Below are 14,855 nucleotides of genomic sequence, written 5' to 3'. Positions count from 1 at the left end.
TTACACCCGCTCAAACGATTCGACACGTGCGCCGGCAGGCAGAGCACCTGCTTTGGCCAGCGCTTTCATACGCTCGCCTTCGATGCGCGCCACTTCTTCGGCCGGAACCATGTAGCCCTGGTCGTCACGCGCAGCGTGGCGAACGAAGACAGCGATGGTTGCAACCAGGCTCGCGCCTACCAGCCACCAGATGTGCCAGATGAAGGCAAAGCCGAAGACGGTCAGGAACAGGCCCATGAACAAACCGGTAGCGGTGTTGCTCGGCATGTGGATGGCGTCGAACTTGGTTGCCGGCTTGTAAGCAGCGCCGATTTCCTTGGTTTCGTGCCATGCATCCAGGCCAACCTGCTCAGGCATGTGGGCGAAGTTGTAGAACGGAGGTGGCGACGAAGTCGACCATTCCAGAGTACGACCGCCCCATGGGTCGCCGGTCACGTCCAGGTTCTGGTTGCGGTCGCGGACCGAAACGTAGAGCTGGATCAGCTGGCAAGCGATACCGAACAGGATCAGCACGGCGCCGACTACGGCAACGTACAGGTAGGGTTCCCACAGTGGGTTGTCGGAGTGGTTCAGACGACGGGTCATGCCCATGAAGCCCAGGGCGTACAGCGGCATGAACGCAACGTAGAAGCCCGAGATCCAGAACCAGAAGGCAGCTTTGCCCCACTTCTCGTTCAGGGTGAAACCAAAGGCTTTCGGGAACCAGAAGGCGAAACCGGCGATGTAGCCGAATACCGCGCCACCGATGATCACGTTGTGGAAGTGAGCAATTACGAACAGGCTGTTGTGCAGAACGAAGTCAGCACCTGGAACGGCCAGCAGTACGCCAGTCATGCCACCGATGGAGAAGGTGATCATGAAGCCCAGGGTCCACAGCATCGGTGCGGTGAAACGCACACGGCCCTGGTACATGGTGAACAGCCAGTTGAACAGTTTCACACCGGTCGGAATGGAGATCAGCATCGTCGCCAGGCCGAAGAAGGTGTTGACGCTCGCGCCGGCACCCATGGTGAAGAAGTGGTGCAGCCATACGGCAAAGCCCAGGATGGCGATTGCGCCCGATGCGTAGATCATCGAGTGGTGGCCAAACAGACGCTTGCCAGAGAACGTCGAAGTCACTTCCGAGAACACGCCGAAGGCCGGCAGGATCAGGATGTAAACCTCAGGGTGACCCCACGCCCAGAACAGGTTGACGTACATCATCGGGTTCCCACCAAGCTCGTTGGTGAAAATGTGGAAGTCCAGATAACGGTCAACAGTCAGCAGTGCGAGTGCAGCAGTCAGGATCGGGAACGAAGCGACGATCAGCACGTTGGCCCAGGTGCAGGTCCAGGTGAAGATCGGCATGTCCATCAGTTTCATGCCAGGTGCGCGCATCTTCATCACGGTGACGAGGAAGTTCACACCGGTAAGCGTCGTACCTAGGCCCGATAGCTGTAGCGCCCAGATGTAGTAGTCGACACCCACGCCAGGGCTGTACTGAATACCCGCAAGCGGCGGATAGGCAACCCAACCGGTCTTGGCGAATTCGCCGACGCCCAGGGAGATGTTGACCAGCAGCACGCCTGCCAGCAGCAGGTAGAAGCTCAGGGAGTTCAGGAACGGGAAGGCAACGTCACGTGCACCGATCTGCAGAGGCAGGGCCAGGTTCATCAGGCCGGTGAAGAACGGCATCGCCATGAAGATGATCATGATCACACCGTGAGCGGTGAAGATCTGGTCATAGTGTTCAGGCGGCAGGTAGCCTTCGGATCCGCCAGTGGCCGCAGCCAGCTGGGTACGCATCATGATGGCGTCGGCAAAGCCGCGCAGCAGCATGATCATCGCGACGATGATGTACATCACCCCGATTTTCTTGTGGTCGACAGTCGTCAACCACTCGCTCCACAAGTAGGTCCACTTGCGGAAATAGGTGATAAGACCGACGACAGCGATACCGCCGAGCGCGATCATGGCAAGCGTCACCATGACTATCGGCTCGTGATAGGGTATCGCCTCCAGGCTTAGTTTACCGAACATCTCTTACTCCTCTGCACCGGCAGCTGGTTGCATACTCGATTCCACACCCTTGGTAGTGGCCAGATCTTTGCTGCCTGCTTCTTCGTGGACCGGCTTGCCGCGGTTCATGCCTTCGTACTTGTCGACGATGGACTGGAACAGCTCTGCCGGGGCCTCGCTGTACAGCGCGACTGGGTTGTATTCGCTAGGTTTGGCCAGAGCTTCGTACTCGGCTTTGCCCAGTTTCAGCGGCGACTGCTTCACTTCGGCGACCCACTTGTCGAAGTCTTCCTGGGAAGTTGCAGTAGCCTTGAATTTCATGCCGGTGAAGCCAGCGCCGCTGTAGTTGGCGCTGATACCGTCGAATTCGCCGTTTTCGTTGGCGATCAGGTGCAGCTTGGTGGTCATGCCGGCCATGGCGTAGATCTGGCCGCCCAGGCCCGGGATGAAGAACGAGTTCATCACGGCGTCGGAGGTGACGCGGAAGTTGACCGGGGTGTTAGCCGGGAAGTTGATCTTGTTGACCGTCGCGATGCCCTGCTCCGGGTAGATGAACAGCCACTTCCAGTCCAGTGCGACCACGTCGATCTGGATCGGCTTGACGTCGGAATCCAGCGGACGATACGGGTCCAGCTTGTGGGTGGACTTGTAGGTGACATAACCCAGGGCGATGATGATGATGATCGGGATGATCCACACCGCGGCCTCGATCTTGGTCGAGTGCGACCAGTCGGGGGTGTAGGTGGCCGCCTTGTTGGAAGCACGGTACTTCCAGGCGAACGCCACGGTCATGATGATGACCGGGATCACCACCAGCAGCATCAGGCCGGTAGCGATGAGGATGAGGTTCTTTTGCTCAATGCCGACCTGACCTTTCGGGTCGAGCAGGGTCCAGTTGCACCCACTGAGTAAAAGCATGCCTAAAAAGGGCAATATGCCAAACAGTCTGGGGTAACGCTTTTTACTCATCTCACGACCTCTAGATCAGCTTGCTTCAATGCAATTTGTGTTTTGGTAGCCAACACTTCGTCCTGCCAAGTGCGGCATTTCGCGCCCGTACTCGCTCCTGCCTGGGGTCCGACTGCAGGACCTTGGCTCAAGCGTGTTAGCGGTGCTTATGGTTTCGTAGGCAACAGGCCTGTACTTCAGACCAAGTCCATTTGGTGCGGGAAAACGCGGAGGGGTGTCCGCTCGGTATCGCCGCTGGGCGAAACTTGACGAAGTCAGCAAAAGGGAGCGCTGGGGCTTCCTTCAATCCTGCGACTCGCAAGCAGTGCCGAACGGAAATTGGGGGCGATTGTAGATAGGTCGCCAACCCTTGACTATGACTTATTGAGCAACAGTCTTTTACAGAATACGTAACAATGCGACCCGAAGAATCAACTTCGCGACAGTTTGTCGCACCCCGCCGGGTAGCCCTCAAAGCCGCATTCTACAAGGCTTTGTGATTGATCTGGATCAAGCGGGGAGCAACTTTCTGCGCATCTCACGCCGTGCAAAAGACCTCATGCAATTCGGGACTTTTGTCTAAGCCTGACGTCGGTTGCGGTAGATGCCCAGCGGAACCAGAATGGCCGTCAGGACAAATGCGACCAGCGCCCACTGCGCCAGCGACAGACCGAGGATCGGTGGGTACGGCGTGCTGCAGAAGCCGTCGACCTGGAATGCCAGCGGCCACAGCTTGGCCAGGGGCAGGTCGTCGACGATCGGCTGCAGGGTATCGATGCCGCAACTGACCATGGGGTTGGCGAGTATATACACATGGTTGCCGGCCGCAACGATTCCCCCGATGGCGCTGAGTACCACCAGGCCTTCGAAGGCCGTCAGGCTGCGCCGCCCGGGCATCGCGGCGGCGATGAAGGCGAACACGGCGATAAACAGCAAGGCATAGCGCTGCAGGATGCACAGCGGGCAAGGTGCCTCGCCCAATACCACCTGCATATAAAGGGCGCCACCGATCAGCGACAGGCAGATCAGCCCCAGCAGCACCAGAAAGCGCCGTTCCCGATTCAGGCGCGATGTTTGTTCGTTCATTGCCGGTTCCTTGGATGGAGAGTGGCCGCGTGGTCCGCCTGCCTGTGCGCGATTCTACACGCTGGGCAGGGCCTTTAGCGTGCCGAGGGGGCAACGTGATAGCACTGCGCAGGGCTATCCGAGATGGCTGAGACCGGCCATTGTGACGTCGGTTCAACGTCACACGGCAAAAAAGCGGCTACCCGGGTGCAGCGCAGGGGCAAGCCCCTCGACACCTGGCAGTGAAGGATACCGTGATTAAAGGAGGATTAAAGATGAAAGCTTGGCGGGCTGTTTCATCTCTCCTTTATATAAGCAGGTAGGCGCAGCCTGGTGATGCGAAGAGGCCGGTATATAAGCAGGTAGGAGCAGCCTTGTGCTGCGAAGAGGCCGGTGATGGCTCAGAGCATCTTCTGAGATCACCGGCCTCTTCGCAGCACAAGGCTGCTCCTACAACAGCTAGGACTGCTGGGTGTTTACTCCAGCGCTGCCGCTGGCCCGAAGAACTCGTAGCGGCTCTGCTGCTCCGGCACTCCCAGGCCCTTCAGCTGGCGCTTGACCGCCGCCATGAAGGCTTTAGGCCCCAGGAAGTAGGCATCGACGTCACGTTCACGTGGCAGCCACTCGGCCAGCAGGTCTTCGCTCAGCAGGCCCACGGCATCGGCCGCAGCGCCGCCTTGCGGCTCGGCATAGCAGTAGAAGCGCTTGAGCTGTGGATGACGCTCGGCCAGGCCGTCGACCCACTCACGGAAGGCATGCACGGCGCCGTTACGCGCACAGTGGATGAAATGCACTTCACGCGGGGTCTGCAGTGCCGCCTGCAACATCGCCAGGGTCGGGGTGATCCCCACACCACCACTGATCAGCACCAGCGGCTTGTCGCTGGCGGCCAGGGTAAAGTCGCCTGCAGGTGGGAACAGCTGCAGGGTCTTGCCCACTACCAGTTCATCGTGCAGGTAGTTGGACACCTTGCCACCAGCTTCGCGCTTGACGCTGATGCGGTATTCATTGCCGTCGCACAGGGCCGACAGCGAGTAGTTGCGACGCTGCTCGGCGCCGTCGATGAACAACTGCAGGCCGATGTACTGCCCTGGCTCGGCCTTGAGCACTGGCTTGCCGTCCACCGGGGCGAAGTAGAACGAGACGATCTCGCTGCTTTCCTGCTCGCGGCGTACCAGGCGGAACTCGCGGGTACCACGCCATCCGCCGGCGGCTTGCTCCTTCTCTTTATAGAGGCTTTCTTCAGCGCCGATGAGGATGTCGGCCAGCTGGCCATACGCGGCGCCCCAGGCCGCGATCACTTCTGGGGTGGCGATGTCCTTGCCGAGCACTTCTTCAATGGCGCGCAGCAGGCAGCTGCCCACGATCGGGTAGTGCTCCGGCAGAATCTGCAAGGCCACGTGCTTGTTGATGATCTGGCCGACCAGGCCGCCGAGTTGTTCGAGCTGGTCGATATGGCGGGCATACATCAGGACGCCGTTGGCCAACGCACGTGGCTGGTCGCCGCTGGCCTGGTGGGCCTGGTTGAACAGCGGACGCACTTGCGGGTACTCGTTGAGCATCATCTTGTAGAAGTGAGTGGTCAGCGCTTCGCCGCCGCTTTCCAGCAGGGGGACAGTGGCTTTGACGATTGCACGTTGTTCGGCAGTGAGCATTGCAACGACTCCTGAGCCTATGGCTTCGAATGATTGCCTTGGGTATTTCACCATTCGTGCCAACTTTTATACCCAGCAAAATCAGGGCGTTGACGCGTGGCATGTCAAAACGACTCGCTCGGGCGTATAGTCATAATGACCAAAAGGAGTCCCTATGACTGCAAAGCCACTGCTCACCGCCCTCCTCCCCCTGGTCAGCGACTTGTCCCGCGACCTGAGCGACCAGGAACGCTACCGCCGCTTGCTTCAGGCCATGCGCGGGCTGTTGCCGTGCGACGCCGCCGCACTGCTACGCCTGGACGGTGAGTGGCTGGTACCGCTGGCAGTGGACGGCCTGAGTGCCGATACCTTGGGCCGACGCTTTCGGGTCAGCGAGCACCCGCGCTTCCAGATCCTCCTCAGCCGCCCACAACCCACCCGCTTTGCCAGCGACTCGGACCTGCCTGACCCCTACGACGGCCTGGTCAACGCCCCGGATGCCACGCTTGAAGTGCATGACTGCATGGGCTGCCCGTTGATGGTCGATGAGCGCCCTTGGGGCCTGCTGACCCTGGACGCGCTGACCCCCGGGCAGTTCCAGAGCCTTGAGCTGGATGCGCTGCAGGCCTTCGCCAGCCTGGCTGCCGCCACGGTGACCGTGGCCGAGCGCATCGAGCACCTGGCCCTGCGCGCAGAGGACGAACACCATCGCGCCGAGATCTACCGCCAGGCCAGTGCCCAGGACAAGGAGCTGATTGGCCAGAGTGCGGCACACAAGCGCCTGGTGGAAGAGATACGCCTGGTCGGCGGCAGCGAGTTGACCGTGCTGATCACCGGCGAGACCGGCGTTGGCAAAGAGCTGGTCGCCCAAGCGCTGCACCAGGCCAGCAACCGTGCCGACAAACCGCTGGTCAGCCTCAACTGCGCGGCCTTGCCCGATACCCTGGTGGAAAGCGAGCTGTTTGGCCACGTGCGCGGCGCCTTTACCGGCGCCCACGGCGAACGCCTCGGCAAGTTCGAGTTGGCCAATGGTGGCACGCTGTTTCTTGATGAGGTCGGCGAGTTGCCATTGACCGTGCAGGCCAAGCTGCTGCGTGTGCTGCAAAGTGGCCAGCTGCAACGCCTGGGGTCGGACCGCGAACACCGGGTCGACGTCCGCCTGATCGCAGCCACGAACCGCGACCTGGCTGCAGAAGTGCGCAACGGCAACTTCCGCGCCGACTTCTACCATCGCCTGAGCGTGTACCCGTTGCACGTTCCGCCGCTGCGTGAACGTGGGCGCGATGTGCTGCTATTGGCGGGGTACTTCCTCGAACAGAACCGTTCGCGCCTGGGCCTGAACAGCCTGCGCCTGAGCAGCGACGCCCAAGCTGCACTGCTCGCCTATGACTGGCCGGGCAACGTGCGCGAGCTCGAACACCTGATCGGCCGCTCGGCGCTCAAGGCGCTCGGCCAGCACCCGGAACGGCCGCGCATCCTCACCCTTGAGGCCATCGACCTGGACCTGCGCGCTGCTGCCCCATCGGGCCCGCTGCCCTCCCCCTCGCCGCTGCTGGAGGCGCCCCTGCCCGATGGCGGGTTGCGTGAAGCCGTCGACCTTTATCAACGCCAAGTGATCGAAAACTGCCTGCAAAGGCACGCGGAAAACTGGGCCGCCGCCGCGCGCGAACTCGGCCTGGACCGCGCCAACCTCAGTCGGCTGGCGCGTCGGCTGGGGCTTCGCTGAGGCTTACCTACAAAAGGATTAACCCAGAAAGCCATCTGGTTGCTTCTCGCTGGGCTGCTATATCTCCCTAACCACCGGTATCACGGCCGTCATGGTCGAGGCTGAGCGCAACACGTTGCATTGACGTTGCGCCGGCCCTGGTTCGCTGAAGCCGAGCCAGTGTAGCCGCACACCAGCAGGGAGCATCCATGGACAACATCGTCGTCGCCGATAAGCAATCCGCAGTCGCCACCCAGAGTGCCTGGGGCAATGTCAGTCTCAACGGGCCAGGCGTCGTGCAGATGCCGGTTTCCCCCGATAAAGTGGCAACCGTCACCCAGCGCGGACAAGACCTGATCGTCACCCTGAAGTCGGGCGAGAAGGTCACTATCGGCAACTTCTTCGCCGTGGATCAGGCCGGCGTCGGCAGCGACATCGTCTTCGTCGGTGAGGACGGCACCCTGTGGCATGCGAACTACGATGCGGTGGCTTTTACGGGCTTTACTTTCGACGAAGTGGCCTCGCTGGATGAACTGGTCGCGGGTATCGGAGTGGCGGGCAGCGCGATGCCGACCTGGGCCATTGCAGGGCTCAGCCTGCTGGGTATTGGCGGCGCGGCGGCGGCGGCCGACAACAGCAGCGGTGGCAGCAGTGGTGGCTCGGACCCAGGCGACACCACGGCGCCGGCCACACCGATCGACCTGCTGGTGTCCCCTGATGGCCTGCGCCTGACGGGCCGCGGCGAAGCCGGCAGCACGGTGAATATTCGCGACGGCGCGGGCAACCTGATCGGCAGCGGCACGGTCGGTGCCGATGGCAGCTTCAACGTTGCGTTGAATCCCCCGCAGATCAACAGCGAAAACCTTGAAGTCACCCTGACCGATGGTGCGGGCAACGTCTCGGCCCCCGGCAGCGTCACCGCCCCGGATGCAACGGCACCGCTGGCACCGACCGATCTTGCCATCAACGAACAGGGCACCACCCTCACCGGCCGCGCCGAACCCGGCTCGACGGTGGCGGTGCGAGGTGCGGGTGGCGTATTGCTGGGCAGCGCGGTGGCGGGTGCTGACGGGCAGTTCAGCATCAATTTGCAGCCACCGCAGACCGATGGCCAGGCATTGGAAGTGACCGCACAGGACGCAGCCGGCAATACATCGCCGGCTGCTGGCATTACGGCCCCGGATGTTGAAACGCCTCCGGATACCACGGCGCCGGATGCACCTGTGGATCTGGTAGTCGGCCTTGCTGGCCACCAGCTGACAGGCCGTGGCGAAGCGGGTACCACCGTGCAGGTGCGGGATGCCGCTGGCAATGTTTTGGCGACTGGCACTGTGGGTGCAGATGGCACCTTTGTGCTGACGCTGGACCCGGCTGTGATTGATGGCAGCACCCTGCAGGTGACCCTGACCGATGCGGCGGGTAACGTTTCGCAGCCTGGCTCGGTCACCTCGCAAGACTTGCTGCCGCCTGCGCAACCGACTGACCTCGCCTTGGCTGAAGGCGTGACCCTTACCGGTCGCGGTGAGCCAGGTGCCACCGTGCAAGTGCGCGATGCTGCGGGCAACGTGATTGGAACAGGGCTGGTGGGCGCAGATGGCAGCTTCAGCCTGACCCTTTCACCCGCTCAAGCGAACGGCGAAGCGCTGGACATCCGTCTGGTGGATGCCGCTGGCAACAGCTCTGCACCATTGCAATTCGATGCGCCGGATATCACTCCGCCTGATGCAGTTAGCAACATCGTGGTCGGCGCTGGTGGGCTGGTATTGAGCGGTCGCGGCGAAGCCGGGGCCACTGTGGAAGTGCGCGATGCCAACGGCAATGTGATTGGCACAGGCACTGTATTGGCCAATGGCACCTTCCTGATCGATCTCGACCCGGCTGCGCAACCCGGCGAACACCTGAGTCTTGTGCAGACCGACGCAAGTGGCAACACTTCCGTTGCCCTTGAATACGATGTACCTCAGACCACCGCTCCCGCCAGCCCGAGCGATCTGGCCATCGACGCCGATGGCACCACCCTCACCGGTAGTGCACCAGCGGGCAGCCGCGTAGAAGTGCACGATGCCAATGGCACGCTGGTCGGCAGCGCCATTGCCGGTGCCGATGGCACCTTCACCATTGAACTCAATCCACCACAAGCCAACGGCGAGTTGTTGGATGTCGTCGCCATCAATGACACCGGCCTGTCTTCTCTGCCCGCACAAATCACCGCGCCGGACATCACTGCACCAGCCGCGCCGAGTGAACTGGCGGTCAGCGCCAACGGCACCGTTGTCACCGGCCGTGCCGAACCGGGTAGCACTGTTCGTATTCTCGCCGCCGATGGCACTGAACTGGGCAGTGCCTTGGTCGGCCCGACCGGCGTATTCAGTATCAACCTAGATCCGCCCCAGATTGATGGCGAAGTACTGCAAGCCACCGCAACTGACGCTGCCGGTAATACTTCGGTTGCCAGCTCCGTCACCGCACCGGATATCGACGGCGGCGATACCACGCCACCGGACGCCCCTGTTGATTTGGTGATCGGTCTCGCGGGCCACCAGCTGACTGGCCGTGGCGAAGCGGGCACTACCGTTCAGGTGCGTGATGCCGCCGGCAATGTGTTGGCGACTGGCACTGTGGGTGCAGATGGCACCTTCCTGCTGACGCTGGACCCTGCCGTGATTGATGGCAGCACCCTGCAGGTGACCCTGACCGATGCGGCGGGCAATGTTTCGCAGCCAGGTTCGGTCACCTCCCAAGACCTGCTGCCACCTGCGCAGCCAACTGACCTGGCCCTGGCTGATGGCGTGACCCTCACCGGTCGCGGCGAGCCTGGCGCCACCGTTCAAGTTCGCGATGCTGCCGGCAACGTGATTGGCACCGGGCTGGTGGGCGCAGATGGCAGCTTCAGCCTGACCCTTTCACCCGCTCAAGCGAACGGCGAAGCACTGGACATCCGTCTGGTGGATGCCGCTGGCAACAGCTCTGCACCATTGCAATTCGACGCACCGGACATTACTCCGCCTGATGCCGTCAGCAACATCGTAGTCGGCGCTGGAGGTCTGGTATTGAGCGGCCGCGGCGAAGCCGGGGCCACTGTGGAAGTGCGTGATGCCAACGGCAATGTGATTGGCACAGGCACTGTATTGGCCAATGGCACGTTCTTGATCGACCTCGACCCAGCTGCCCAACCCGGCGAGCACCTGAGCTTGGTGCAGACCGACGCAAGCGGCAACGCTTCCGTTGCCCTTGAATACGACGTACCAACGACCACCGCCCCCGCCAGCCCAAGCGACCTGGCCATCGATGCCGATGGCACCACCCTGACCGGTTCCGCACCGGCCGGTAGCCGCGTAGAAGTACACGATGCCAACGGCACGCTGGTCGGCAGCGCCATTGCCGGTGCCGATGGCACCTTCACCATTGAACTCAATCCACCACAAGCCAACGGCGAGTTGTTGGATGTCGTCGCCATCGATGACACGGGTCTGTCATCCCTGCCTGTACAAATCACGGCACCAGACATCACTGCACCAGCCGCACCGAGTGAACTGGCCGTCAGCGCCAACGGCACCGTCGTTACCGGCCGCGCCGAACCAGGCAGCACCGTTCGTATTCTCGCCGCCGACGGCACTGAACTTGGCAGCGCTCTGGTCGGCCCGACTGGCGTGTTCAGCATTAATCTCGATCCGCCTCAGGTTGATGGAGAGGTTCTACAAGCCACGGCTACCGATAGCGCTGGCAATACCTCCACCGCCAGCTCCGTTACCGCACCGGATACCGACGGCGGCGATACCACACCGCCTGACGCGCCTGTTGATTTGGTGATCGGCCTCGCTGGCCACCAATTGACTGGCCGTGGCGAAGCGGGCACTACGGTTCAGGTGCGTGATGCCGACGGCAATGTCCTGGCCACTGGCACCGTAGGCGCGGACGGTAGTTTTGTAATCGCCCTTGATCCTGCCGTGATCGACGGCAGCACCCTGCAGGTGACCCTGACCGATGCGGCGGGCAACGTTTCGCAGCCTGGCTCGGTCACCTCGCAAGACTTGCTGCCGCCTGCGCAACCGACTGACCTCGCCTTGGCTGAAGGCGTGACCCTCACCGGTCGCGGCGAGCCTGGCGCCACCGTTCAAGTTCGCGATGCTGCCGGCAACGTGATTGGCACCGGGCTGGTGGGCGCAGATGGCAGCTTCAGCCTGACCCTTTCACCCGCTCAGGCCAATGGCGAAGCTTTGGACGTTCGCCTGGTGGATGCCGCTGGCAACAGCTCGACCCCACTGCAATTCGATGCACCGGACATTACTCCGCCTGATGCCGTCAGCAACATCGTGGTCGGCACTGGTGGCCTGGTATTGAGTGGTCGCGGCGAAGCCGGGGCCACTGTGGAAGTACGCGATGCCAATGGCAATGTCATTGGTACCGGCACCGTCTTGGCCAACGGCACGTTCCTCATCGACCTTGATCCAGCTGCCCAACCAGGCGAACACCTGAGCCTGGTGCAGACTGACCCAAGCGGCAACACTTCCGTTGCCCTTGAATACGACGTACCAACGACCACCGCCCCCGCCAGCCCAAGCGACCTGGCCATCGATGCCGATGGCACCACCCTGACCGGTACCGCGCCAGCGGGCAGCCGCGTAGAGGTCCATGATGCCAACGGCACGCTGGTCGGCAGCGCCATTGCCGGTGCCGACGGCACCTTCACCATTGAGCTCAATCCACCACAAGCCAACGGCGAGCTGCTCGATGTCGTCGCCATCGATGACACCGGCCTGTCGTCCCTACCCGCACAGATCACCGCACCGGACATCACTGCACCAGCCGCACCGAGTGAGCTGGCCGTCAGCGCCAACGGCACCGTTGTCACCGGCCGTGCCGAACCGGGTAGCACTGTTCGTATTCTCGCCGCCGATGGCACCGAACTGGGCAGTGCCTTGGTCGGGCCGACTGGCGTATTCAGCATCACCCTTGATCCGCCCCAGATTGATGGCGAAGTACTGCAGGCCACCGCAACTGACGCTGCCGGTAATACTTCGGTTGCCAGCTCCGTCACCGCACCGGATATCGACGGCGGCGATACCACACCACCGGACGCCCCTGTTGATTTGGTGATCGGTCTCGCGGGCCACCAGCTGACTGGCCGTGGCGAAGCGGGCACTACCGTTCAGGTGCGTGATGCCGCTGGCAATGTGCTGGCCACTGGCACTGTGGGTGCAGATGGCACCTTCCTGCTGACGCTGGACCCTGCCGTGATTGATGGCAGCACCCTGCAGGTGACCCTGACCGATGCGGCGGGTAACGTTTCGCAGCCTGGCTCGGTCACCTCGCAAGACCTGCTGCCACCAGCACAACCGACTGATTTGGCCCTGGTTGAAGGCGTGACCCTTACTGGTCGCGGTGAACCAGGCGCCACGGTTCAAGTGCGCGACGCCGCAGGCTCTGTGATAGGTACCGGACTGGTCAACGCAGATGGCACTTTCAGCCTGACGCTCAGCCCTGCCCAAGCGAATGGCGAAGCACTGGACATCCGTCTGGTGGATGCCGCAGGCAACAGCTCGACCCCACTGCAATTCGATGCACCGGACATCACTCCGCCTGATGCTGTCAGCAACATCGTGGTCGGCGCTGGTGGCTTGGTCCTAAGCGGTCGCGGCGAAGCCGGTGCCACCGTGGAAGTGCGCGATGCCAACGGCAATGTGATCGGTACCGGCACCGTCCTGGCCAATGGCACCTTCCTGATGGATCTCGACCCGGCTGCGCAACCAGGCGAACACCTGAGCCTGGTGCAGACGGACCCAAGCGGCAACACTTCCGTTGCCCTCGAATACGACGTACCACAAACCACCGCCCCGGCCAGCCCAAGTGACCTCGCGATTGATGCCGATGGCACCACCCTGACCGGTTCCGCGCCAGCGGGCAGCCGTGTGGAGGTGCACGATGCCAATGGCACACTGATTGGCAGCGCCATTGCCGGCGCAGATGGCACCTTCACCATTGAACTCACACCACCGCAAGCCAACGGTGAATTGCTCGATGTCGTCGCCATCGATGACACGGGCATGTCGTCTCTGCCTGCACAAATCACCGCACCGGACATCACTGCACCAGCCGCACCGAGTGAACTGGCCGTCAGCGCCAACGGCACCGTCGTTACCGGCCGCGCCGAACCGGGTAGCACCGTCCGTATTCTCGCCGCCGATGGCTCCGAGCTGGGCAGCGCCTTGGTCGGGCCAACCGGCGTGTTCAGCATCAACCTCGACCCGCCCCAGATTGATAGCGAAGTTCTGCAGGCCACCGCAACCGATGCCGCTGGCAACACTTCGCTTGCCAGCTCCGTCACCGCGCCGGATATCGACGGCGTGGACACCACGCCACCCAACGCTCCGACCAACCTGGTGATCGGCCTCGCTGGCCACCAACTGACTGGCCGTGGCGAAGCGGGTACTACCGTGCAGGTGCGGGATGCCGCCGGCAATGTGCTGGCGACTGGCACCGTGAGTGCAGATGGCACCTTTGTGCTGACGCTGGACCCGGCTGTGATCGACGGCAGCACACTGCAAGTAATTCTGACCGATGCTGCGGGTAACGTTTCGCAGCCTGGCTCGGTCACCTCGCAAGACCTGCTGCCACCTGCGCAGCCAACTGACCTGGCCCTGGCTGAAGGCGTGACCTTCTCCGGTCGCGGCGAACCAGGCGCCACTGTGCAAGTGAGGGATGCTGCGGGCACCGTAATCGGCACCGGAGTGGTGGGTGCAGATGGCTTATTCAGCGTAACCCTCTCCCCGGCTCAAGCGAATGGCGAGGCACTGGATATTCGTCTGGTGGACGCCGCTGGTAACAGCTCGACCCCGCTGCAATTCGACGCGCCGGACATTACTCCGCCTGATGCCGTCAGCAATATCGTGGTCGGCGCTGGTGGCCTGGCCCTCAGCGGGCGCGGCGAAGCCGGGGCCACCGTGGAAGTCCGCGATGCCAACGGCAATGTGATTGGTACCGGCACTGTCTTGGCCAACGGCACCTTCCTGATTGACCTTGACCCGGCTGCCCAACCAGGCGAGCAACTGAGCCTGGTGCAGACCGACGCAAGCGGCAACGCTTCCGTTGCCCTCGAATACGACGTACCTCAGACCACCGCCCCTGCAAGTCCGAGCGACTTGGCCATTGATGCCGATGGCACCACCCTGACCGGTACCGCGCCAGCGGGCAGCCGCGTAGAGGTCCATGATGCCAACGGCACGCTGATCGGCAACGCCATTGCCGGTGCCGACGGCACCTTCACCCTTGAACTCACGCCACCGCAAGCCAACGGTGAATTGCTCGATGTCGTCGCCATCGATGACACCGGCCTGTCTTCTCTGCCCGCACAGATCACCGCGCCGGACATCACCGCGCCTGCCGCGCCGAGTGAGCTGGCCGTCAGCGCCAACGGCACTGTAGTAACTGGCCGTGCCGAACCGGGTAGCACCGTCCGTATTCTCGCCGCCGATGGCACTGAACTGGGCAGCGCCCTAGTCGGACCA

6 protein-coding genes are annotated in these 14,855 nt (G+C 62.4%); 2 read left to right on the top strand and 4 right to left on the bottom strand.

Translation table 11 applies throughout. The annotated features are described in order from the left end of the window. The 4 genes from cyoB to hmpA form a co-directional block, all read right to left on the bottom strand. Positions 1 to 2,019, bottom strand: coding sequence for a cytochrome o ubiquinol oxidase subunit I (cyoB, locus tag GIB19_RS18260; protein WP_027595505.1), 2,019 nt, complete (start codon positions 2,017 to 2,019; stop codon positions 1 to 3). Between the two features lie 3 nt (positions 2,020 to 2,022). Continuing rightward, a complete protein-coding gene (gene cyoA / locus GIB19_RS18255) occupies positions 2,023 to 2,967 on the bottom strand; it encodes a ubiquinol oxidase subunit II (protein ID WP_027595504.1) in 945 nt (314 codons plus the stop codon). A 558-nt stretch (positions 2,968 to 3,525) separates the two neighbouring features. After that, positions 3,526 to 4,032, bottom strand: a complete 507-nt coding sequence (locus GIB19_RS18250; RefSeq protein WP_099428354.1) for a disulfide bond formation protein B — start codon at positions 4,030 to 4,032, stop codon at positions 3,526 to 3,528. A gap of 455 nt (positions 4,033 to 4,487) precedes the next feature. Next, positions 4,488 to 5,666: an NO-inducible flavohemoprotein gene (hmpA, locus tag GIB19_RS18245; RefSeq protein ID WP_274887459.1), complete on the bottom strand. Its 1,179-nt coding sequence runs from the start codon at positions 5,664 to 5,666 to the stop codon at positions 4,488 to 4,490. Between the two features lie 154 nt (positions 5,667 to 5,820). Between hmpA and norR the strand changes: the two genes are divergently transcribed. Both norR and GIB19_RS18235 read left to right on the top strand, forming a co-directional pair. After that, on the top strand, positions 5,821 to 7,371 hold the full coding sequence (gene norR / locus GIB19_RS18240) for a nitric oxide reductase transcriptional regulator NorR (RefSeq protein WP_027595501.1): 1,551 nt from the start codon (positions 5,821 to 5,823) through the stop codon (positions 7,369 to 7,371). A 188-nt stretch (positions 7,372 to 7,559) separates the two neighbouring features. Further along, a partial coding sequence (locus GIB19_RS18235; RefSeq protein ID WP_274887458.1) for an Ig-like domain-containing protein occupies positions 7,560 to 14,855 on the top strand: 7,296 nt, incomplete at its 3' end.

The organism is Pseudomonas sp. ITEM 17296 (assembly GCF_028895205.1).
In the GTDB taxonomy this organism is placed as follows: Bacteria; Pseudomonadota; Gammaproteobacteria; order Pseudomonadales; family Pseudomonadaceae; genus Aquipseudomonas; species Aquipseudomonas kermanshahensis.
This window is presented reverse-complemented; position numbering and strand designations above follow the sequence as displayed.